This window comes from Ferruginibacter sp. (assembly GCF_049840995.1).
GTDB lineage: Bacteria > Bacteroidota > Bacteroidia > Chitinophagales > Chitinophagaceae > Ferruginibacter.
Genome location: NZ_JASGIP010000003.1, coordinates 2,031,427 through 2,052,492, shown reverse-complemented (window position 1 = coordinate 2,052,492; position 21,066 = coordinate 2,031,427). Strand labels below are relative to the sequence as shown.

Annotated in this window: 19 protein-coding genes; 5 read left to right on the top strand and 14 right to left on the bottom strand. The window is 42.3% G+C overall.

From position 1 onward, the window contains the following. Window positions 1-135: 135 nt before the first annotated feature. The gene (locus tag QM738_RS10525; RefSeq protein WP_462276654.1) at window positions 136-885 is read right to left on the bottom strand and encodes a polysaccharide deacetylase family protein; all 750 of its coding nucleotides are present in this window, start codon (window positions 883-885) and stop codon (window positions 136-138) included. Between the two features lie 174 nt (window positions 886-1,059). On the opposite strand from QM738_RS10525, the gene QM738_RS10520 reads away from it, so the two are divergent. The 3 genes from QM738_RS10520 to QM738_RS10510 all read left to right on the top strand — a co-directional run bounded on the left by QM738_RS10520 (window position 1,060) and on the right by QM738_RS10510 (window position 4,831). Continuing rightward, complete coding sequence (locus tag QM738_RS10520) at window positions 1,060-1,926, top strand: hypothetical protein (RefSeq protein ID WP_462276653.1); 867 nt, start codon at window positions 1,060-1,062, stop codon at window positions 1,924-1,926. A gap of 102 nt (window positions 1,927-2,028) precedes the next feature. Continuing rightward, window positions 2,029-3,561 (top strand): glutamate--tRNA ligase, encoded by a 1,533-nt coding sequence (gene gltX / locus QM738_RS10515; RefSeq protein ID WP_462276652.1) that lies wholly within the window; start codon window positions 2,029-2,031, stop codon window positions 3,559-3,561. Between the two features lie 40 nt (window positions 3,562-3,601). Then, window positions 3,602-4,831: a hypothetical protein gene (locus QM738_RS10510; RefSeq protein WP_462276651.1), complete on the top strand. Its 1,230-nt coding sequence runs from the start codon at window positions 3,602-3,604 to the stop codon at window positions 4,829-4,831. On the opposite strand, the gene QM738_RS10505 is transcribed toward QM738_RS10510, so the two are convergent. Continuing rightward, on the bottom strand, window positions 4,828-6,327 hold the full coding sequence (locus tag QM738_RS10505; protein WP_462276650.1) for a hypothetical protein: 1,500 nt from the start codon (window positions 6,325-6,327) through the stop codon (window positions 4,828-4,830). The two genes, QM738_RS10510 and QM738_RS10505, sit on opposite strands and share 4 nt — an antisense overlap. A gap of 16 nt (window positions 6,328-6,343) precedes the next feature. Beyond that, the gene (locus QM738_RS10500) at window positions 6,344-7,492 is read right to left on the bottom strand and encodes an ABC transporter ATP-binding protein (RefSeq protein WP_462276649.1); all 1,149 of its coding nucleotides are present in this window, start codon (window positions 7,490-7,492) and stop codon (window positions 6,344-6,346) included. A 100-nt stretch (window positions 7,493-7,592) separates the two neighbouring features. Here QM738_RS10500 and QM738_RS10495 point away from each other — a divergent pair, with 100 nt between their 5' ends. After that, complete coding sequence (locus QM738_RS10495) at window positions 7,593-8,006, top strand: cobalamin B12-binding domain-containing protein (protein WP_462276648.1); 414 nt, start codon at window positions 7,593-7,595, stop codon at window positions 8,004-8,006. A gap of 66 nt (window positions 8,007-8,072) precedes the next feature. Here QM738_RS10495 and QM738_RS10490 read toward each other — a convergent pair whose 3' ends face one another. The 6 genes from QM738_RS10490 to QM738_RS10465 all read right to left on the bottom strand — a co-directional run bounded on the left by QM738_RS10490 (window position 8,073) and on the right by QM738_RS10465 (window position 15,270). Next, window positions 8,073-8,402, bottom strand: a complete 330-nt coding sequence (locus QM738_RS10490; protein ID WP_462276647.1) for a hypothetical protein — start codon at window positions 8,400-8,402, stop codon at window positions 8,073-8,075. Window positions 8,403-8,595: 193 nt separating this feature from the next. Continuing rightward, entirely contained in the window at window positions 8,596-9,315 is a 720-nt protein-coding gene (locus QM738_RS10485) for a hypothetical protein (RefSeq protein ID WP_462276646.1), read from the bottom strand. Between the two features lie 168 nt (window positions 9,316-9,483). After that, the gene (locus tag QM738_RS10480) at window positions 9,484-9,978 is read right to left on the bottom strand and encodes a hypothetical protein (RefSeq protein ID WP_462276645.1); all 495 of its coding nucleotides are present in this window, start codon (window positions 9,976-9,978) and stop codon (window positions 9,484-9,486) included. A 90-nt stretch (window positions 9,979-10,068) separates the two neighbouring features. Further along, window positions 10,069-10,812: a LytR/AlgR family response regulator transcription factor gene (locus QM738_RS10475; RefSeq protein WP_462276644.1), complete on the bottom strand. Its 744-nt coding sequence runs from the start codon at window positions 10,810-10,812 to the stop codon at window positions 10,069-10,071. A gap of 4 nt (window positions 10,813-10,816) precedes the next feature. After that, window positions 10,817-14,428 (bottom strand): sensor histidine kinase, encoded by a 3,612-nt coding sequence (locus QM738_RS10470; RefSeq protein WP_462276643.1) that lies wholly within the window; start codon window positions 14,426-14,428, stop codon window positions 10,817-10,819. A gap of 593 nt (window positions 14,429-15,021) precedes the next feature. Beyond that, complete coding sequence (locus QM738_RS10465) at window positions 15,022-15,270, bottom strand: hypothetical protein (protein ID WP_462276642.1); 249 nt, start codon at window positions 15,268-15,270, stop codon at window positions 15,022-15,024. A 365-nt stretch (window positions 15,271-15,635) separates the two neighbouring features. On the opposite strand from QM738_RS10465, the gene QM738_RS10460 reads away from it, so the two are divergent. Then, entirely contained in the window at window positions 15,636-16,430 is a 795-nt protein-coding gene (locus QM738_RS10460) for an enoyl-CoA hydratase/isomerase family protein (protein WP_462276641.1), read from the top strand. 8 nt (window positions 16,431-16,438) lie between these two features. On the opposite strand, the gene QM738_RS10455 is transcribed toward QM738_RS10460, so the two are convergent. The 5 genes from QM738_RS10455 to galA are packed head-to-tail and all read right to left on the bottom strand — an operon-like array spanning window position 16,439 to window position 21,022. Beyond that, a complete protein-coding gene (locus QM738_RS10455; protein WP_462276640.1) occupies window positions 16,439-16,603 on the bottom strand; it encodes a hypothetical protein in 165 nt (54 codons plus the stop codon). Then, window positions 16,551-16,823, bottom strand: coding sequence for a PA14 domain-containing protein (locus QM738_RS10450; RefSeq protein ID WP_462276639.1), 273 nt, complete (start codon window positions 16,821-16,823; stop codon window positions 16,551-16,553). The genes QM738_RS10455 and QM738_RS10450 overlap by 53 nt, the downstream gene beginning before the upstream one ends. After that, a complete protein-coding gene (locus QM738_RS10445; RefSeq protein ID WP_462276638.1) occupies window positions 16,820-17,221 on the bottom strand; it encodes an FN3 associated domain-containing protein in 402 nt (133 codons plus the stop codon). The genes QM738_RS10450 and QM738_RS10445 overlap by 4 nt, the downstream gene beginning before the upstream one ends. A 4-nt stretch (window positions 17,222-17,225) precedes the next feature. After that, on the bottom strand, window positions 17,226-18,572 hold the full coding sequence (locus tag QM738_RS10440) for an alpha-L-fucosidase (protein ID WP_462276637.1): 1,347 nt from the start codon (window positions 18,570-18,572) through the stop codon (window positions 17,226-17,228). Between the two features lie 50 nt (window positions 18,573-18,622). Beyond that, window positions 18,623-21,022 carry a beta-galactosidase GalA gene (galA, locus tag QM738_RS10435; RefSeq protein ID WP_462276636.1) on the bottom strand — a complete coding sequence of 800 codons (2,400 nt, stop codon included), beginning with the start codon at window positions 21,020-21,022 and terminating at the stop codon, window positions 18,623-18,625. Between the last annotated feature and the right edge of the window lie 44 nt (window positions 21,023-21,066).

Sequence of the window (21,066 nt, the reverse complement as noted above, 5' to 3'; positions counted from 1 at the left end):
GGGGTTGAACATACAATTACTTTTTAATATCAAAAAAAATATTGCTTTTTTGAAAACAAGGTTGTACATTTATCCTAGTTTTCATAGGGTACGGATTAAAAACGGGCCAGGGTTTCTACCCAGGCCCAATTTTTTTTAAGGCATTTCCTCTTCGTAAACACCCTGTTTTTCCTTCTTTATACTTCGGAATTTACTATGATCTTTTTTAAAAACATAGCCCTTTGCAGAAAAGTGTTCCAGCAGTTTTGGCAGTGCATAACTCATACGGTCATTCGCTTTATCACTGTCGTGAAATACAATGATGCAACCGGGATACACGCTTTTTTTAACCTGCTCAAAACATTTTTCAGGCTTTAAAGTGGCTATCCAGTCGCCGGCAAGTACCGACCACATAATGGTTTTCAATACCGGTTTTTGAGGTTGCCCGGTTTCTTTTACAGAGAGTTTTTTTATCTGGCTTTTGGTGATCCTGCCATAAGGGGGACGAAATAAATTGGTGCTGATGTATTGGTCTGCTTCGGCTATATCATTGATATATTGTTCATCGGGTGTTTTCCAGCCATTAATATGGTGCATGGTGTGGTTGCCGATGGCATGGCCATCGTTGATGACCTGCTGATATACTTCCGGGTATTTTCTTACATTATCCCCAATACAAAAAAAGGTGGCCTTGGCATTGTATTTCTTCAGTTCGTTCAACACAAAGGGCGTAATGGTGGGATGCGGGCCATCATCAAAACTGATATAGATCTCTTTTTCTTTGGTCTTGATATCCCAGGTACAGCCGGGAAAAAGCCTGCGCAACCACCAGGGTGTGGTGATAAAAAAAAGGTCTTTTTTAAAGAATTTGGCTTTGGATTCTCGCCAGAAATGGGGGGCTATCATATCTATAAAATCAGGACAAATCTACAGCCTAAAAACTGGAAAAAACAGCCTTTTTTAGCGTTAAAAACCGGTACCGGGCACAATATTTACAATTTTGCGTCGTTACCAATACAGGTAAATGCCGGAAATCCACGTATATCCAATTAATCCGCCGGCACCATTAAATTACCGCCTATGAAACCAAATAGACTCCAATCTGTACTTGTAATTTTTACACTTACAATTTCGCTGTTTTCCTGTACCAAGGATAATGCGGGGCTTACCAACAGCACCGACAATACAGAAAATGAAACCACTTTTGAACTGAGTGGCGACCAGGCCATTGCTGATAACCTTGTTGAAGATGCCAGTAATGTGTTTATGGAAGCAGCTGCAGATAAAAACCTGCTGGGCAGCAACTTTACTGCACAACCGGTACAAACTTCGAATATACTTGCCTGTGCTGCTATCAGCGTAACACCTGCTACAGGTTTTCCTAAAACTATTGTGATTGATTTTGGTAATGGCAGCTGCACTTCATCTAATGGTATTGTGCATAAGGGAAAGATCAATATTGTATTGTCTGACTCTGTAAGAAAGGCCGGCAGCAAAGCGGTGATGACCTTTACAAATTATTCTGTAAATGGTTTTAAGAAAGAAGCTACTGTAACCTGGACCAATACCAGCACCCCCGCAGTACGCAGCTGGCAACGTAAAGTAGAAAATGGAAAGGTGACCGCACCCGGTGGTTTATACTGGACGCACAGTGGTGTAAGAGAAGTGGTGCAGATTGCCGGTGCCAATACACCCGGTACTTTGCTGGATGATGTATTTATGATAACCGGTAATTATAAAGTAACCAATGCGGCCGGTAAAACAAGGGATTGCTTTATCACCGAAGCTTTGCAAAAGAAAATTGCCTGCGATAATATCGGTACCGGCAAATTAAAAGTGGAAGGTGCACAGCACGATGCGGTGATAGATTTTGGTAATGGTGATTGTGATAAACTGGCCACCATTTCCATCGACGGACAAGCGCCCAGGACCATCGCCCTGAGATAAAAGATAATGATGATTGATATCTAAAAAGCCGTTCCTGCAAAACAGGGCGGTTTTTTTGTTGCTGTCATTCGTAATGGCATTGGCAGCGCTTATCTTTGCAGCATGAGTAATGTAAGAGTAAGATTTGCCCCCAGCCCTACGGGAGGCCTTCATTTAGGTGGTGTACGCACAGTGTTGTACAATTATTTATTTGCCAAACATCATGGCGGCACATTCATCGTTCGTATTGAAGATACGGACCAGACGCGGTTTGTGCCGGGTGCGGAGGAATATATTTTTGATTGCTTGAAATGGTGCGGTATTGAACCGGATGAAAGCCCGCTGCATGGTGGCGCTTACGGTCCGTATCGACAGAGCGAAAGAAAAGAACAAGGCATTTACCAGCAGTATGCCGATCAACTGGTGAAGGATGGACATGCTTATTACGCTTTTGATACACCGGAAGAGCTGGAAAAAATGCGCAATGATCATAAGACAGCTGAAAATCCTTCGCCGCAATACGATCACCTGCTGCGTATGAAGATGAAAAATTCTTTAACGCTTACAGCAGAGGAAACACAACAATTACTTGCTGCAGGCACAAGACATGTGATACGTATTAAAATGCCTGAAGGTGAAACCACTTCGTTCACTGATATGATACGTGGTGAAATTAAAAATGAGACCAGCCTGGTGGATGATAAAGTTTTGCTGAAAGCAGATGGTATGCCTACGTATCATTTGGCTGTGGTGGTGGATGATCATTTAATGCAGATCACGCATGCTTTTAGAGGTGAAGAATGGCTGCCCAGTGCGCCGGTGCATGTATTGCTTTGGAAATATTTATTTGGTTTGGATAAAATGCCGCAATGGGCTCACCTGCCGTTGATACTGGGCCCGAGTGGTAAATTAAGTAAGCGGGATGGCGCCAAATATGGCTTTCCTGTTTTTGCCATGAACTGGACCGATCCGAAGAACAATGAGTTGACAGAAGGTTTTAAAGAAAAAGGATTTTTACCCGAAGCTTTTATTAACCTGCTGGCTTTGCTGGGATGGAATGCGGGTACCGAACAGGAATTATTTACCAAGGAAGAACTGATCTCTCTTTTTAGTATGGACCGTGTGCATAGTGGCGGTGCCAAGTTTGATTATGAAAAAGCGAAATGGTTCAATCATGAATGGATAAAAAAGTTGAAAGTTGAAAGTTATAAGTTGAAAGTTAAAGAGCTATTTACTTCGAAAGGAATTTTAATAAACGACGATACAGCATTTGAAAAAATTTTAGAACTGGTGAAGGATCGTTGTACTTTGCTGCCGGATTTTTATGAGCAGTCTGTTTTCTTTTTTAAAGATCCGGAAACACTGGATGCTGATGCGGTAAAACCAAAATGGAATGCTGATAAGGCTGCTTTCTTCAGTGAGTTTGTTACGGTTTTATGTGTTATTGATGATTGGCAACTGCCTGTTATTGAAAATGCTTTTAAGGATCTTGCCACTGCAAAAAATATCAAGCCTGGTGAATTGCAATTGCCTTTGCGCATTATGCTGGTAGGCGGTAAGTTTGGCCCGCCGGTATTTGTTATTGCAGAAACCATCGGTAAGGATGCGACAATAAAGAGGATCAATACTGCGTTAGCTATTTTTGCGGCTTTTTAAACCTAAGCCGCAAAAATCTGTCTATAGCAAAACCTCTATAATGAAACACCTGCTTATTGCCGTTACCACACTTGTTCTTTTTTCCTGCAAAAAATCTTCTGACACTGGTACTGGTGTAACGCCTGTTACTACAGACAGCTTTACTGTTACCGTGAACAATGGTTATGGCGCCGGTAAATACAAGACCGGTGATACCGTGCATATTTTCAGCACAGCTTATACTGATGCGCAAGTATTTGATAAATGGAGCAGCAGCGATGTTTCGCTTTTAAATGCTTTTGAAGAGTGGCATACCTGGTTCATTATGCCTGCAAAAGATGTTTCATTTACAGGCAGTGTAAAAGCCATTACCGCTGTTACGCTGCAATACGAACAGATAAAAGGCCGCGACAGATTAAAACGGGTGTATTATTATTTTCCTTCCGGACATAAGGGCTTTGTTTATTTATTGCATGGCACGGGCGGCAGTGCTGCCAATGTTGCCAGCAGTTTTGAATTCAAACAATTATACAAGGAACTGGTGAATGATAATTTCGGCATCATCATTACCGAAGCGGAAGAGGCCACTACCGGTATTGATGCCAATGGCGATGGTAAATTAAGGTGGGGTTACAGCCCTTTTGATTCTGTTACCAATGTGGATTATGCCAATATCAAAGCTATTACGGATACGTTTTACGCAAGAGGTGTTACTAATCGCAGCAAACTACGTTACAGCATCGGCATGAGCAATGGCGGCGCTTTTTCTGCATCGTTGTCTTCGCTTTTTAAATACACTGCAGGTGTTAGTTATTGTGCACCGAGTGGTACACCGATTGCACAAACCTCTACAACGCCTTTTCAATTCTGCATGGCAAGGTTTGATAATAATGATGCGGTGGGGCCGCAGGGCAATGCGGATGCACTTAGTAATTCCGGCACTTTCAGCGGCCGTGGCATCTGCAGTAAATATTTCATTAAAGAACATTCGCCTTTGTATGCGGAACGATTTGCAAGAAGAGGTGATATCAGCATTGCGCAATCCACTGCTGTTTTCAACGAGTTAAAGAGCAAGGGTTATCTTACCGGTAAAAATTATTTTATTGGTTATTCGGATGCTTTTGTTACGGCTTATCAATCCAATCCTACTGCCTTTCCGCAGCTGAATAGTTTAAATGTTTTACAGAAAGCTTTTGTAGTGGAACAGATCGACCTGGCGGTTTCTGACCACCAGATGTACAGCGATTTTAATAAGGCCACGCTGAAGTTTTTAAATAAACAGTGCAATTAGTTTTCCGGTGCTGCGTACCATTTGCGGTATAATTTTCTGAAAACGGTTTCCAGTAATATCAATAGTATCACCGCGCCTGCAATTTCTGCAATAAATAAATAGAGGGCTGTATTGTGTGGCTTTTCTGTTTGTAAATAAGTATAATCATAATACCTGTACCTTGTTCTCGCCTCATTCAATGCTACAAACACCAGCGGCATAAACGGTGTCATAAATACAAAAAGGTTCAGACCTATGCCCTGCAATGCAGTTCTGACAGTTGCAGTATTGATGGTAAATGCAGTAATAGCAAATACGATGTAATACACTACCATAAATGATAGCACAGCCACTTCATCGCCCTGGCTCATTACCAGCATCAATCCCGTAAAAACGGAGAGAATGACGGCAGCCAGCAACGAAAGAAAAAAGGTTTTAGCAGTGCTGTGGCGGAATATAAACACCAATAGTGTAAACGTAAGCGTTATGTAGTAAAATACCCGCAGGTATTCTTTCCAGCTATCTACCCATGCATATTTTTTACCGGTAATATTAGCAAGGCCATAACCGACCTTTATAAGACCGTACTTCTTTTTGATCTTTGTTTCGTAGTTATCATTAATATTATAGCTTTCATCGTCATAATAAGGATACCTGTTGTCAGCTGCATATTTTTCTTTTAATGCATCCATGCGGTTTAGCAATGCAGCCCTGTCGGCAGGTTTGCTGTAATGCATTATTTCTTTCCGGTAAATATCGCCGGAGCTGAGTATTTTTTGAGTGCTGTGTTCCGCCACATCGTAAGTATATACAAACTGCAGGTCGGGACTGGTATAAAATACATAGATGGAGTCTTTGAGTTTTATCACACTATCTGTCTCCATCATTTTCCTGCTCATACCTGCACTATCTATTAATTGATACACCTGTTTTTCGTGTATTTCCGCCACGCTATCGTACGTTACATCAGCAACCGGCGCTTCAGTAACCTGTACTGTTGCAGGCCTGTCGATGAGTTTAACGGTATCTTTTGTCCATTCCAGGGGAATGAGATCGTGTTCCAGTTTTACGGCATTGGTATTTATTTCGTTGATATCATTCACGATCTCAGCAGTGCTGAATTTTTGGTTGGCCCTGAATGTTTCCACCATTGAAGGAACAAAACAAACTGCCACTATGCTGCCGATGCAGATGAAAAACAATAAAAATGTTTTTAGCCCATCCCATTGATACCAGTTGCCATAACGTTTGAACACATTGAAGCGGAGTAAAAATATCAACCAGAACACAAAGCCTATAAAAGCAATGAGCCCGGTAAAAGTCGCCCAGCTGCCGGTACTGCTGTATTCTTTGATATCAAAAAAAGCTAAAAATGCAAATGCGCCTACTGTTAATGCAAACAGGAAAGAGAACCAGATGACCAGGTGTACACGGGTAGACCAGGTGGCCGGTTTATTGCGCAGTAATTTATCATCTAACTTTTGTAAGAAGTATGGAACCAATGGGCGCTTGCTCATTTAAAATAGTTTCGGGTTAAAAAAAACGTTTGGTACTGTAAGTGATATCCCTGAAATAAGTAACGGGGATCTGTGCTGCAATTATTCTTCCGATCATTTCCTGTGCAGATAATGCAGCTGATATAATGGTGTAGGTACCACCATTGAACTGCAGTTCTATATTCGCTTCCCCGAATAACGCAACGATACTGTCCCTGCCGGAACTTGTTTCAAATTCCACCGCATTGCTGGTGATCTTTTCTTCCTTATCATTACTGCTGTATAAACAATTACCCTGTTTAATGAAGAGTACGGTATCGGCCACTTTCTCCACTTCGTGCAATTGCTGCGAACTCAGGATGATACCCATGGGATTGTGCGCTCCCTTTGCCATGAAGATGAGATCGGTCAAAATTGTTTGCTGTGCATTGATATCAAGATTGGCCAATGGTTCATCCAGTATCAGTAAGCGGGGCTTTTGCAGTAATATCCTGGCTATTTCAAAACGGGTGCGGTAGCCACTGCTGATCTGGTTCCAGGTAAGATGTGCATAGCTACCCAGGTTCAACCGCTCCAGCATAAAGTTCACCATCAGGTCGTTCTTGGCTCCGTGAATGCCTGCAATGGAAGCGCTGAAATGCAAATTATCTTTCAGCAGTCCATACCATTTTGGAATTCGTTGTGGTATGAATGCAATATGATTCTTTATCGCATAGGCGTCGGGCTTTTGCAATAAGTGATATTTTATTTGCCCATTATCCAATGCCAGTTGCCCGGCAAGGCAACGCAGTAATGTTGTTTTACCATTGCCGTTCTCTCCCACCACACCCAATACATTTCCTGTACCGATAGAGAGATCGATGGGTTTTAAACTGAAATTTCCCCCGCTGTATGTTTTGGATATTTTTTCTGCGCTGATCAATGGATAGCTTGCATAACTGCTGCTACCCTGTATCTTATCGGCCTGCTGTAAAATATTCTCTGCCCTGCTTACAAAATCAACCGGTATCGTGGTGGTGGTTTTTGCGTTTTCGTAAGCATGGTATTCCCTGCTCCAGCCGATAGCATTCTCTATCAGTGTATCATCGCCGGTATCCAAACAATAATCCAGCGTTCGCCGTACTGCAACGGAATAATCACCATGTTTTAAATACGAAGAAATTTCAGCAGCTACTGGTGTATTCATAAAATGGTATGAGGGTGAATTAGTGATATGCAAAATAGGAAAGTATTGCAGATATTTGATGAATAGATTTACTTTTACAGCAGTTTTTAACTTATTGCATATGGAAAAGAACAGGCCCATACGGGTTTTAGTGGCCAAAGTGGGGCTGGACGGGCATGACCGCGGCGCCAAAGTAATTGCCACCGCTCTGCGTGATGCCGGAATGGAAGTAATTTATACCGGTCTTCGCCAGACCCCTGAAATGGTGGTGAATGCTGCTTTACAGGAAGATGTGGATGCTATTGGTATCAGCATTTTAAGCGGCGCTCATAATACCGTTTTTCCAAAGATCATTGCGCTGATGAAAGAAAAACAAATGAATGATGTGTTGCTTACCGGTGGTGGTATTATCCCGGAAGATGATATGCAGTCGCTGCATGCATTGGGCGTTGGAAAATTGTTTGCGCCCGGTACTTCCACTACAGAAATTGCAGAGTATATTACCAACTGGGTAAAAGAGAACCGAAGTTTTTAGATCATTATAAACAAAAAGGGTAACAAAAATTGTTACCCTTTTTTATCATTGCCCCTCCCGTTCTATTTATTCACCTGCATATTTCAATGCCCCGCTAAAGCTTTCGCTTTTATAATTTGCCTGCTGTTCTGATAAGGTGCTGATATATTTTTTGATGGAATTTTGCGCCAGCTGTAAAATAAAAACCAGTCCTTCAAATGCGCCTTTGCCCAGCATTACCATGGCCCATCCTGTTAAAATAGTTTTGATAAAGATCACCCCGTCTTCCGCCAGTTCAATTGGCAAGGGATACATCATCATACGGATAAATGCAAAAGCGCTGGAAGAAAATAATGCGCCGATAATAAATGTCTGTTTTAAAAATCGCTTAAACTGTGCTTTGAATGTTGTGTTCATACAATAAGAATGTTTTGATATTTTGTGTTTGTTGTTTTAATCGAGTGCAAAGAAAAAAAGAAAATGATGCATGATCGTTGTGAACCTATTGAAAGGATGCAACGAATTAATAAACGGTAATTACTAATATGAAACGGCAATAAAAAACCGGCTCTTTGCGGGAGCCGGTTTTTTATTCAGATCTGTTTTATGATCAGTAATAAGTGTATGACATACTGAATACTGTTGCTCCCTGTGTGCCGGTCTCTTTAGTGATCCTTCCCTGTGCATCATAGTCATAAGTGTATACAACTACTTGCGTAGAAGTACCGTTAGGATATTTATACATTTCAGTTTTCAGCAGGTTCTTATTATCCTTGCCGTATATCTTCTCTCCGGTGGATTCCTGGGTCAGTACGTTTGGCTTATCGGTGTAATAAGTTTTTACAATAGTGGAATACCAGGTGCCGTCGTTGCCCCTGTAGCGGATACTGTCGCAGTTGCCATTGCTGTAAAAATAATCTGCCGTGTTGGTGATGCCATTTATTTTAGACACAGATTTGGCATGTGTATTATCCGGATTATACTGATCCAGTACTTCATAATCGGGAGCGTTGCTTAAAGTGGTGCGGATCACGAGGCCTGCTGCGTTCAATTCAAATTTATACGCATAATTAAATACGCCGCCGGTGGTATACACTTTTTTGTTGATGATACCGGGCAGGTATTCGCATTCCACTTTACTGCCATCAGGTATGGAATAATTTTGCAGGTTCCCGTCTGCAGTGTAAGCAAAAGTTGCAACGGCGCTGCCATCGTTCAGTGTTTTAACTTTTGGCACAGCCGATGTTGCTACAGGTTGTACATCGGTGTTGTTCTTTTTACAGGCAGCAAAAAATGCGGCTGCCATAATAATAGTTACTGTTTTTTTCATGATCATACTTTTTGTTTTGATTTGGTGCCGCAAAGAAAATCAATAGCTGCAGCAGGGCTGTTGCAATACCAGCCAAAGGATAGCCTTACTTATTATACGGTCGTTCTTGAAAATAAAAAAACTGCTCATTCGCATGAGCAGCCTGGATAAGGTTTACGGACTAAATCTTTAATTGAGCTTGTATTCCACTAACGCATGACTATCGCCGGCAGATGATGTAGTGAGCACCAGGCCCACCCCATCTGCATAATAATATTGTGTAAAAAAATTGAGGGGCATCAGGCTGTCGTTCACCATGATCTTGTTTTCAGCCTCTATCATCAGCACGCTGTTGTAGGTTTTTCCTTCCACTTCCTTGCTGATGCTGGTTTCTTTTACGGTCATCACCAGTAAACAATCCAGTCCATTGGCTTTGAATTTTACCACCCAGTTATCGCCCTTTTTCAGCTCGTTGGTAAGCCAGGGTTGAAAATTACCTGCTTCCAGGGCATCGGTGGTGATCAGTGTGCCATCTGTTTTTACAACAGATTTCGTGTTTGCGGCACTGTTATACATTGTAAACTCGTTGCCTGCCGCAGCAGTTACCTTATTGCTGTAAGTGGTTCCGTCTTTTTGTTTATACTGCCATTCGTTCTGGAGCGCCAGTGGGTAATAATTCGCCATCTTTTAAATATTTTTTGCAAAGAAAAGGTCTTTACAAAACCAGTGACGTTTAAAACCAGCAGGCGGTCATTACTGTTTAGTAAAAGGCAATCAGGATTTCAATGCCTCCATCACTTCTTCCTTTCTCCGGCGGCTCACTTCCACTTTGCTTTTATCTTTCAGTACGGCAAACCCGTCGTGATCGATGAACGAAATGAATTTTTTATTTACAAGATGACTTTTATGCGTACGTATAAAATTCTGTGGGGTTAACAGCAGGTCATACTCACCCAGTGTTTTTGAGATCAGGTAACTCTTGCCTCCTTCCACAAAAAATTTGGTATAGTTGCCTACGGCCTCGCAACGGATGATATCGGCGGGTTGCAGGTAGTGTACACCTTCCTTAGTTGGCAGCGCCAGCCGGAACTCATCTGCAGAAGGTGATTGTATATTATGCATGATATTTTTCAGCAGGTCGTATTGTTGTTTATAATCCTGCTGTGTTTGCAGAAAGCGTTGCACCGATAGTTGCAGTTCTTCCACATCGATCGGTTTGAGCAGGTAATCGAAAGCGCTGAAACGGATGGCCTGTATAGCGTATTCGTTATATGCAGTAGTAAAAATGAGTTTGAAATTTTTATTGGGCATTTTCTCCAGCATCTGGAAACCGTTCAGGTGTGGCATCTGTATATCCAGGAAAACAAGCCCCGGCTGAAATTCGTGTATGATCTCCGCAGCCTTGCGGGAATCGTTACAAACTTTTACCTGCACTATTTCAGGTACAGCTTTTTCTATCATCAATCGCAGGGAATCGGTTGCCCTTTCTTCGTCGTCAATTAAAAGCGCTTTCAACATAACGTTAGTTTTGAATTGGAAAATTTATTACTACTTTGGTACCCAGGCTTTCGCCATCTATATCTGTAAGGTCATTTATCTGTATCGATCCGTGTTTGCCCAGGCTGTTCTTTAAGGTCTTCAACCTTTCTTCGGATACCGCAATGCCTTTGCTGGTGTGTTTTTTATCGCTGCCGGTAAGGCTTTTTATGGCCGATGCTTTTCCCCTGCCCACGCCGTTATCTTCAATGATGCATTGCAGAAAATCTTTCATTTCCGTAAAACTCACCGTCAGCCGGCGGTTATTTTCTTTGTGCATCAATCCATGCCAGATGGCATTTTCCACAAATGGTTGTATCAGCAACGTGGGTATCTTTATTTCTTCTGTTTCAATTGCTTCATCACAGTGAATACTATACGAAAATGATTCTTTGAACCTTACGGATTCCAGTTCGATGTACATTTTCAATATCTCTATCTCTTCTCTTAATGTGATCGCTTCCTTATCACTGTGCAGTAATACCATGCGCAGCAGTTTGGAAAATCTTGACAGGTACCGGGTAGCCACCATTTCTTCGTTGGCAAGGATCATCTGCTGTATAGAGTTCAATGCATTGAACAGGAAATGCGGGTTCATCTGCAGGCGCAAACTCTGCAGGCGGCTTTCGGTTGCTTTCTGTTTATTCTCCCAGAGTTCTATGGTTGCTTTTTGTTTTTCCTCTTCAGCATTGGTTTTCTGTATCTGGTTGGCACACAGCGCAGCAATGGTTTGCAGTATGCTGAAATGTTTTTGTGTAAAGAAATTCTTCTGCCGGTGTTCACTATCTATCACGCCCACCACCTGTTCATCAATTATAATGGGCACGGCTATTTCGGAATAACGTCTGTCGTCATCAACAATATAGCGGTTGTCGCCTTCGGTATTGCTTATGATCTCCGCTATACCTGTTTTAGCCACCGTACCGGTAATGCCTTTACCCACCGGAATTTCTATCGGTGCATGAATGGTAAAATCTACAGGATTCTTAGGGCCGTACGCTGCTTTCTGCACCAGCATTTTTCCTGATTCATCCTTCATGTAAATAACGCAATCCTCAAAATTCAATTTGCTGATGCAGTTCTTGGCAACATCCCACAACAATTCATCTGTATTCTTATGGCTGTTGATCTGCGAAGCAAAATAAGTGATCACCAGTTCTGTTTCCAGGTGTGTTTGTCTTTCTTTCTGTTGTTTCCTGTAATAATTGATCACGTACACGATCAACAGTGTAGCCAGCAGGCTGCTGAGTATTTTAAACCATAGTGTTTTATAAAACGCGGTTGCGATCTCTATCGTTACTTCATTCTCTGCTTCCTGCCAGGTTTTATTATTATTGCTTACCCTTACTTTAAAAGTGTATTTACCGGGTGGCAATGAATTGTAGCGTACAAAATTCTGGTCGGCCACTTTTATCCAGTCTTTATCCACCCCGGTAAGTTTGTATTCGTAATAAGTGCGCAGGTGTGGTGTAAAATCCACTGAACTGAAATAAAATGTTACCTGGTTATCATTAGCGCCCAGGTCAAATTTATCGGAAGTGGTTATATTGGAGCTGATGGATTTGGTCTCTATCTTGCTGATGAGTGCATTGAGCACGATCTTCCTGTTGTACAGCGAATCGGGGTTAAAATACTGGAAGCCCTTGGGTGTTCCAAATGCAAATTCACCATTGGGCATCTGAAAATACGAACCTACCCTGAACCCGTACACGCTGAGGCCATGCCGCTCGTCGAAAGCGGTAATGGTACTGTCTTTGGGATTGTATACGGCAAGACCAATATCATTGCCGATCCACATACGGTTGTGTTTATCCAGCAGCAATCCTTCAACACGGTCTATCAATAAGCCATCTTTTTGTGTAATGGTCTTCACCCTTCCGTTAGGGTATATAATATTCAGCCCCTGCCTGGAACCGATATAAATGTTCTTATCATTATCTGCATTGATAGTAAATATACCGTTGGCAGAAAGCCCGTTGGTTGTGTTGTATATCTCCAGTTTTTTGGTGGTAAGATTATAATGATAGGCCCCTGAATTATAAGTTGCCACCCACAGGTTCTCATTGTCTGTGAAAGTAAAAGGTACACAATAGATCGAATCCAGTTTTGCAAGCGGCGTGTTCTCAAAATTATCCACTTCAAATGTTTCGGGGTTCACCCTGCAAAGGCCATTGCCACCGCACACCCAAATATAACCATCGGGCCCTTCGTTCAAAAAGGCAATGCGCTGCAGCTTGGTGCTGTATTTACTTCTTTCGTTGCATTTGATCAGCTTTACCAGTTTCAGGTTCCTGTCTATCACCAATATACCTTCATTTACACCGGTTACCCATACACGATCTTTTTTGTCCACGTAAATGGATGATACTTCCTTCTTCTTCAGAACAGGTTGCCCGTCTTCTCCCGTATAATTGATAAAAGTGGTGGAGTTGATATCCCGTTTCCACTGCAGCAGCCCTTCAGCTGTACCGATATAATAAGTATTGTTATCTTTTGTGGCAATACCTGCTATGTATCCATCGTAGCCTTTGCCTTTTCCATCAATAAATATATTCTGGTTGCTCACCACATCATTGCAGTTAAAATAACTTACACCATTCGGATTACAGGTCACAAATACCCAGCCTTTCGGTCCGGTGGATACATTGGTGGTGGCATCGTTGGGCAGTGATGTGGGGTCGGCAATATTGTGGATGTAATTGTATACTTTGTTGGTTTGCGCATCGTAAATATAGATGCCGGAATTGAGCGTGGTAAAAAGATATTCAGAACTATTGATCTTGATTGCAGAAGTGATCCATGCAGTAACTTTATTTCCCAACTGGTCTTTCAGGTCTTTGAACAGGAAAGTGAATTGCCCGGTGGCCAGGTCGTACGTTTTTACTTCATTATCCTGCCGGTCGAACAACAGTAACGTATGGGAATCGTATACCGCCAGGTAAGTACAATGAGCGATCTCGAATTTGCGTTCCACTTCCCGCTTTGTAAAATTCACTTCATAAAATGCATCTTCCTGCACCAGGAAACTGATATCGTCATTAAAGTATTTTATCTGGCGAAAGCCTTTGCGCAATAAAGAATCAAAACCCTTTACCGGCAGGTAGGTGAATTCTTTTTGCGTAAGGGAATCCAGTTGCCTGTAAGCGCTATTCTTATTAAAAAGATAATTTCCTTTGTTAGTGAACACGACTATATTACCACCCTGCGAATTCAGCAGCCAGCGGGCCCGCAGGTTCACACTGCTATCATAGATGGCGATGCGGTGCATGCGCCTTTTTTCATCCAGCATGGCCACATTACCGCCAGAGGTGAGTATCCATATCCTGTTACTGCTGTCGCAGGTTACGTAGGCGATATTATTGTTGACCAGTTGCGGGTATTCCGCAACAAAATATTTGTCAACGGTTTTTCCATTGAACATATTGAGCCCGTTACCGGTGGCGATCCATAAATTGCCCTTAAGATCGGAGCAGGTGTTATTTACGCCCAGGTACGACAGCCCGTTGGAAGTATTGAGGTGCTGAAATGCAATACCCTGCTGGGCATTGGCGGACGCACAGCAAAGACCAATGAGTACTATTACAAATATTCTTCTCACAAAATTTATCAGCAAAATATGGGTTTTGGGCCGAAAAAATTATGCCGCCTGCCTGAACACTTAATTTACGGCGGTTCGTTTATAAAACTGATTACCAGCTGCAAAATATTTATAAGGGGTTGATACGGATCACTGAAACTATCCTGCGGTTATTACTGGCAATTAAACGGTAAAGGGCCGGCCTGGGCCAACCCTTGACAATTTTTTAAAATAATATTGCTGCGTTTGGGTATTGCTACCCTGCAATCCAAAATATTATTGCTGCAACTGCTTAAATAGTGTCGCAGTATGTTTTCGTTTTAAGGTGGATCAAAAACCCTTGTTCAGTTCATATCTTTAAAACAGGTTTTCATGGCTATACTTAAAAGAAATCGACGAAACCCTGTTTGTTGTTATTTTTTATCGCTTTTCCCGCTTTCCTCATCTTCACGTACCAAAAGTAAAAAGCTTTGAACAAATTAGTTTTTTTTATTAGCCAACGGTCAATTCTGGTTAGTATGCGGCGACCGGTACGTTGACAATTAAAAAGGCCCTGCTGCGTACAGGGCCATAAAGAAAGGGCTAGTGGTAGCCTAACCGGTTTTTCCTTTTCATTAATAATAATTCCCCACCACTGGAAGGGCTGCCCCGTAAGTATATTGATAACCATCCTGTTCTTCAATTAATACTTCTTTGCAGATGCAACGGTTGCCTGTTTGTTCCGGCTCATTTGCCGGTAGCGGACAGGCTGCTTTATACAATTCGTTACAGCGGTTAGTTTTTGCTATATCACCGGTTACCACAGGCCCGTGTACACAGTTGAAAACGGTGAATGATACGAACAAAATAACCAGCTTTTGCATGTATAAAAATTTATTGTTTGCTGTTAAGAGCACAAAATTATTATACCTGCAGGCTTTATTACATATAATCTTAGTCAATGGGCTTTGCTGGTTAGTAAAAGGGGCTTTTATAAAAAATATTGTTGCAACATTGTTTTTTTTAACCAGTGAATAGCCGATAGATACCATTAAATAAATAAGCGCCGGTTGCCCCTGCCGCCAGGGTTATTTTTGTGGCATAATGAAGAAGCAGATAATTACTGACATATTAATGATCACTTTACTGGCACTGGGCATTGTATTGCTGGTGATCATTCTCTGATATCCTGTTTTACAGCATAGTTGCGGCTTTTGTTTTTATTGTTATTTTTGATAAAACATTTGCTATGTATCAAACTTTGCTCGCTACACTGGAGGATGGTATTTATACGGTCACCATCAATCGCCCCGATAAACTGAATGCGTTGAACAAACAGGTTTTTACCGACCTGGATGCTGCTATCGACGAGATCGGCAGCAATAATGCTATTAAAGCAGCTATTATCACAGGGTCCGGTGCCAAAGCCTTTGTTGCGGGTGCAGACATCACAGAATTTGGCGGTTTAAATAAAGAAGAAGCCATGGCTTTGGCCAAACGTGGGCAGGATGTTTTTTTTAAGATAGAGAACAGTAAAAAACCGGTGATCGCAGCCGTGAATGGTTTTGCACTGGGTGGAGGTTGCGAACTGGCAATGGCCTGTCATTTCCGCCTGTGCAGCGAGAACGCTAAATTCGGCCAACCCGAAGTGAACCTGGGCCTGATACCCGGCTACGGCGGCACACAAAGACTTACTCAATTGGTAGGTAAAGGAAAAAGTATGGAGCTGCAGATGACGGCGCAACTGGTAGATGCCAACGAAGCGCTGCAGCTGGGCCTGGTAAACCATGTTACCACTGCCGAAACTTTACTGGAAAGAACCCGGGATATTTTAAAAGTGATCATGACCAAGGCGCCTGTTGCTATTGGCAAACTGATAGAATGTATTAACGTGGCTGTTATCAACGACAGTTCTTTTACCAATGGCAAGACCGGTTATGATAAAGAAGTGGAAGCCTTTGGCGATTGCTTTGCTACGGAAGATATGAAAGAAGGCACTGCCGCTTTTTTAGAAAAACGCAAGGCCAACTTTACCGGTAAATAAAACCGCTTTTATTCGTGCAATAAAATACTGGCAGGCACTGGTATTTCTTTTTGCCCGCTCAGGTTATAACTTACCGTTAAACCGTTTTCGCCGCCTGCATCATAGTACACTACTTTTATTTTATGCAGTCCTTTTTCGAGGATCACTTTGCCATTCTCTTCTGTCCATGCCATGATCGCCGTTGTTATCCACCACCAATTCTTCATCTATGTATAAAAGGCTGCCATCATCGCTGGTGGTATAAAACTCGTAGATGCCGGTTTTATTGATATTGATATAACCATTGTACACAAATCCGATATTTTGATTTACGGTTCTTATTAACCGGTTACCCAGTTCATTTGCAATACCTGTTTTTACCGGTTGCAGTTCCTGCATTTTGGCTACATTCATTTCCTCTGCTTCGTAATAATTATAACTAATGCCGGCGATTGTAGTTTACCGGGCTTTAAAGCTTTATGCAGTTGATAAGCTTTTACTATTGCCTCCTGTATATCACTGTTTATAACGCCTTGCTGTATATTAACTGCTTTTACAGCAGTGGTGGCGGTAATTCCAAAAGGCTGGCTGTAAACAGGTGAGGTTGCTGTAGGCGTACTGCCGTCGGTTGTATAATGAATGATCCCTGCACCACTGTTGTTCTCAATAGTTACCACAGGTTTCATCGCAGCATTATAAGCCGTGTTTATTTTTGGTTTGGCTGCAAATTTTCCATAGTTGCTGATCTTTACTGCGTAAGCGTAAGGCGAATGAATGGTATTGGGATCATAAGCCGGTAGATCAATGATCACATCATTACCGCTTTGCTGCCAGTTGAGTTTTTTGCCGGTGGATAAAAAACTGATCGCTGTGCCTGCTGCAGGACTGAATATCTTTCAATACCAGTTTTTGATCGGATGGATAGCGTGGGAAAATAGCGTACAGCGAATTAGTATTACTGTTGTAGGTATAAAAAACTTCTTTTACTGCATAACCGGGATCGGGATCTATAGTGATCTTGAGCAGCATATCACCACTGCGATTTTTATATTCCCTGTTGCCGGCGCTCCATTGCGAATGTATTTTCCATCTTGTTGTATTGTAGATCGCTTCGCCATTTATTTTCAACCAGTCCCCTATCTGCAACAAACGTTCCTGCATAATGGGTGGAATTTTTCCATGTTCATCAGGACCAATATCCAGTAAAAAATTACCGCCACGGCTCACTTTATCTACCAATTGCAATACCAGTGATTGTGTGGAATTATAATCCCAGGCATCTTCTTCCCTGTTGTAACCGTAGCTGTATCCCATGCCGCGGCTTTCTTCCCAGGCATGGTCTTCAAAATCAAGATCAGGTTGATACTCGGGTGTATAAATACCGCCGTGTTTAAAACGCAATCCTGCACCCCAGCGGTCATTTACAATGATTTTATTCTTCACCGGGCTTTCATTGTACAGCCAGGTTAAAAATTCTTTGCTCTTCCATACAGAATCAGCGGCTTCCCAATCACCATCGGTCCAGAATACATCGGGTTGGTAATTATTGATCAGGTCTTTCATTTGTGGCCATACATGATCGGTGGCAAATTTTGCCTTATCTTTTTTCCATAATGGATTGAACCATTCGTACAATGAAAAATACATGCCTGCATGCACCGATGTTTTACGCACAGCAGTAAACAGGTCTGCTATCAGGTCTCGCTTAGGTCCTACATCCACTGCATTCCATTTAAAACCCCAGTCGCGGTCCGCTTCTTTGCTGGGCCATAAAGTAAATCCATCGTGATGCTTGGAAGTAAGTACAATATATTTTGCTCCGGATTGTTCAAATAATTTTGCCCATTCATCCGGCTTGAACAATTCTGCTTTAAAATCATTGGCAAGATCGTAGTAAGTACGGTTGCCGAATTTTTCTTTATGAAAACGCTGTCTTGCTGTATCGCCGCCCTGCAAACCATTCTGGTACCATTCGGCATACTGGCCTTTGCTGCTCCATCCCGGTACCGAGTACACGCCCCAGTGTATAAATATGCCGAATTTAGCATCAGTATACCAGGTGGGTGTGGGCCGCTTATCCAGGCTTTCCCAGGTGGGTTGATAAGTTTGCGCTGTTGCACTAACAGCATACAAAAACATAAACCCGGTAAGCAATCGTTTCATGAAATAAAGTTTTAGTATGAATATACCCAGCTGGTATTGGTCAATTCAGTTTATTGTATAGCAATGGTTGTTGTGGCCGGTTGCAAACCACCCGAACTTGCGGTAAATTTAAATTCGCCCGCATTGCCGGTGGATTGTACAATGACCTGGCATTTACCATTGAATAATTTTCTCTGCCAGTTGTTGTCAAAAAATTTATCCGGTTCATGACTGCTGGGGTCGCCATTGCCTACACCGATTATTTTTGCATTGCCTTCCACAACAAAACTGATATTGTTCATTGCTGTAGCGATCTCCCTTCCTTTATTATCTGTTACAGTCACATTCATTACACATACATCCTGTCCATCAGCTTTGATCGTTTTGCGGTCCGGTGTTAATATCAGCTGGTATGCGTTACCAGTAGTTTCAATTTTGGTATACAATTTTCTACCGTTTCTTTTACCGAATGCTTCCAGCTTGCCGGGTGCGTATTTTACTTTCCATTGCAAGTGGCCTTCTTTTTCCATCACTTTCTTTCCCAGGCTTTTCCCGTTCAGTTTCAGCTCCACTTCATCCGCATTGCTGTTCACCCATACATCAATACTATCACCTGTAGCCCAATTCCAGTGGGGGCTTAGCTGCAATACATCCTTATCGCTCCACCAGCTCTGGTAATAGTAATAATTGTTCTTGGGAAAGCCACACATATCCATGATACCAAAATGGCTGTTGATGCAGGGCCATCCATAAGGTGTAGGTTCGCCACGGTAATCAAAACCGGTCCATACAAAACCGCCCATGAACCAGTCCTTATGCGCATTGGGTTTCCACCATTGCTCTGCCGTGCTGGCCCAGTATGGGTAAGTGATATCATGATCGGGCACATAACCCGCTACGGAATCTTTTACATAAATACCCCTGGTGGTAACAGTGCTGCCTGTTTCGCTGCCGAATACGGGTTGTGTTGGCCAGGCAGCATGGTATTCATCTATTTTATTGATGCGGTAGTTGAATCCGCGTACAGGTATAACTTCGTTTATGCCCGGGTGATAGGTACCGTTATCTGCTGCATAGCTGCAGGTCCTTGTAGGGTCCAGTTCTTTTTGGCGTTCAATTAAGGTCATTGCCAATCTCTTGCCCACATCATTTCCGTGTATACCCTGTTCTTCGTTGCCGATGCTCCACATAAATACGCAGGGATGATTTTTATCCCTTTCTATCAGTCGTTCAAACTGGCTCATGTATTCGGTGGAAGTGCCGATCAAACGGTTCTCATCCAGCACCAGCATGCCTAATTCATCGCAGGCCTGCAGCAGTTCGGGTGTGGGCGGATTATGTGAAGTGCGGTAAGCGGTCACGCCCATTTCCTTTAATAATTTAATGCGGTAGTACTGTAAAGCATCCGGCAAAGCACTGCCTACACCTGCATGATCCTGGTGGCAGCATACGCCAAATATCTTGATCGGTTTTCCATTCAGGCTTAAACCTTTTACGGCGTCTATTACGATCGTTCTTACACCAAATACTGTACAGGTGCTGTCGATCACTTTATCATCCTGCTTTATTAATGTGATCAGTTTATACAGGTAAGGATTATTCAGGTCCCACAATACAGGATCTGTTATCTTGAATTGATATTGCACTTTGCGGGTATCACCATTCACTACACTTACACCTTCCACCATCGACCCGGTAACCGGTTTGTTATCCTTGTCCACTATATGATAGATCAATGTGGAAGCCGCTTTTGCAAAAGTATTATTGGTAACCTTCGTTTCCACTGCAACGGTAGCCACATTATCTTTAATCGTGCTGCTTACAAATGTGCCGTTATTGGCAATATGAAAGGGATTGAATTTTTCCAGCCACACGTGGCGGTAAATACCGGCGCCTTCATAAAACCATCCTTCAAATTGTGAAGCATCCACCCTTACCACCAAAACATTCCTGCGATGAAAATTGATATAATCGGTAATATCCAAAGTAAAGCCACTGTAACCACTTTCATTATTGCCCAGGTAATGGCCATTTAAATACACTTTACAATTGCGGAATACGCCATCAAACGTAATGTTGAATTTATTACCTGAATCTGCAGCAGCTATATTAAAACTTTTACGATACCAGCCAATGCTTGATTTGGGAAACTGCCCGCCTACTGCTTTAAAACCATGGTCCTGCAGTCCTTCATCATTCATGTTCACAAAATCCTGTTCCACGGCCCAATCGTGCGGCACATCCAGTGTACGCCAGGATGAATCGTTGAAGTTTGCCGCGATACAACCCTTGCCGGCGCCGGCTTTGGAAAGATTGTAATTGATATTATAGTTAAAATCATTCTTGGTATCCGAAGCATCACCAAAATGAAATTTCCAGTTTTTGTCAAGAGATATTTTTTCACGAACCGGTTTTTGAGCCAGTAAAACCAGGGGAAAGCAAAGGATGATAATGGAGATTATTTTTTTCATGTTGTAAAATAACAAAAAAAGGCTGCAATAAATGCAGCCTCTTT

Bases quoted from the DNA above. Each gene is read 5' to 3' on its own strand.
- QM738_RS10525 (WP_462276654.1), bottom strand. From the start codon at position 885: ATGATAGCCCCCCATTTCTGGCGAGAATCCAAAGCCAAATTCTTTAAA.
- QM738_RS10520 (WP_462276653.1), top strand. From the start codon at position 1,060: ATGAAACCAAATAGACTCCAATCTGTACTTGTAATTTTTACACTTACA.
- gltX (WP_462276652.1), top strand. From the start codon at position 2,029: ATGAGTAATGTAAGAGTAAGATTTGCCCCCAGCCCTACGGGAGGCCTT.
- QM738_RS10510 (WP_462276651.1), top strand. From the start codon at position 3,602: ATGAAACACCTGCTTATTGCCGTTACCACACTTGTTCTTTTTTCCTGC.
- QM738_RS10505 (WP_462276650.1), bottom strand. From the start codon at position 6,327: ATGAGCAAGCGCCCATTGGTTCCATACTTCTTACAAAAGTTAGATGAT.
- QM738_RS10500 (WP_462276649.1), bottom strand. From the start codon at position 7,492: ATGAATACACCAGTAGCTGCTGAAATTTCTTCGTATTTAAAACATGGT.
- QM738_RS10495 (WP_462276648.1), top strand. From the start codon at position 7,593: ATGGAAAAGAACAGGCCCATACGGGTTTTAGTGGCCAAAGTGGGGCTG.
- QM738_RS10490 (WP_462276647.1), bottom strand. From the start codon at position 8,402: ATGAACACAACATTCAAAGCACAGTTTAAGCGATTTTTAAAACAGACA.
- QM738_RS10485 (WP_462276646.1), bottom strand. From the start codon at position 9,315: ATGAAAAAAACAGTAACTATTATTATGGCAGCCGCATTTTTTGCTGCC.
- QM738_RS10480 (WP_462276645.1), bottom strand. From the start codon at position 9,978: ATGGCGAATTATTACCCACTGGCGCTCCAGAACGAATGGCAGTATAAA.
- QM738_RS10475 (WP_462276644.1), bottom strand. From the start codon at position 10,812: ATGTTGAAAGCGCTTTTAATTGACGACGAAGAAAGGGCAACCGATTCC.
- QM738_RS10465 (WP_462276642.1), bottom strand. From the start codon at position 15,270: ATGCAAAAGCTGGTTATTTTGTTCGTATCATTCACCGTTTTCAACTGT.
- QM738_RS10460 (WP_462276641.1), top strand. From the start codon at position 15,636: ATGTATCAAACTTTGCTCGCTACACTGGAGGATGGTATTTATACGGTC.
- QM738_RS10455 (WP_462276640.1), bottom strand. From the start codon at position 16,603: ATGGCATGGACAGAAGAGAATGGCAAAGTGATCCTCGAAAAAGGACTG.
- QM738_RS10450 (WP_462276639.1), bottom strand. From the start codon at position 16,823: ATGAATGTAGCCAAAATGCAGGAACTGCAACCGGTAAAAACAGGTATT.
- QM738_RS10440 (WP_462276637.1), bottom strand. From the start codon at position 18,572: ATGAAACGATTGCTTACCGGGTTTATGTTTTTGTATGCTGTTAGTGCA.
- galA (WP_462276636.1), bottom strand. From the start codon at position 21,022: ATGAAAAAAATAATCTCCATTATCATCCTTTGCTTTCCCCTGGTTTTA.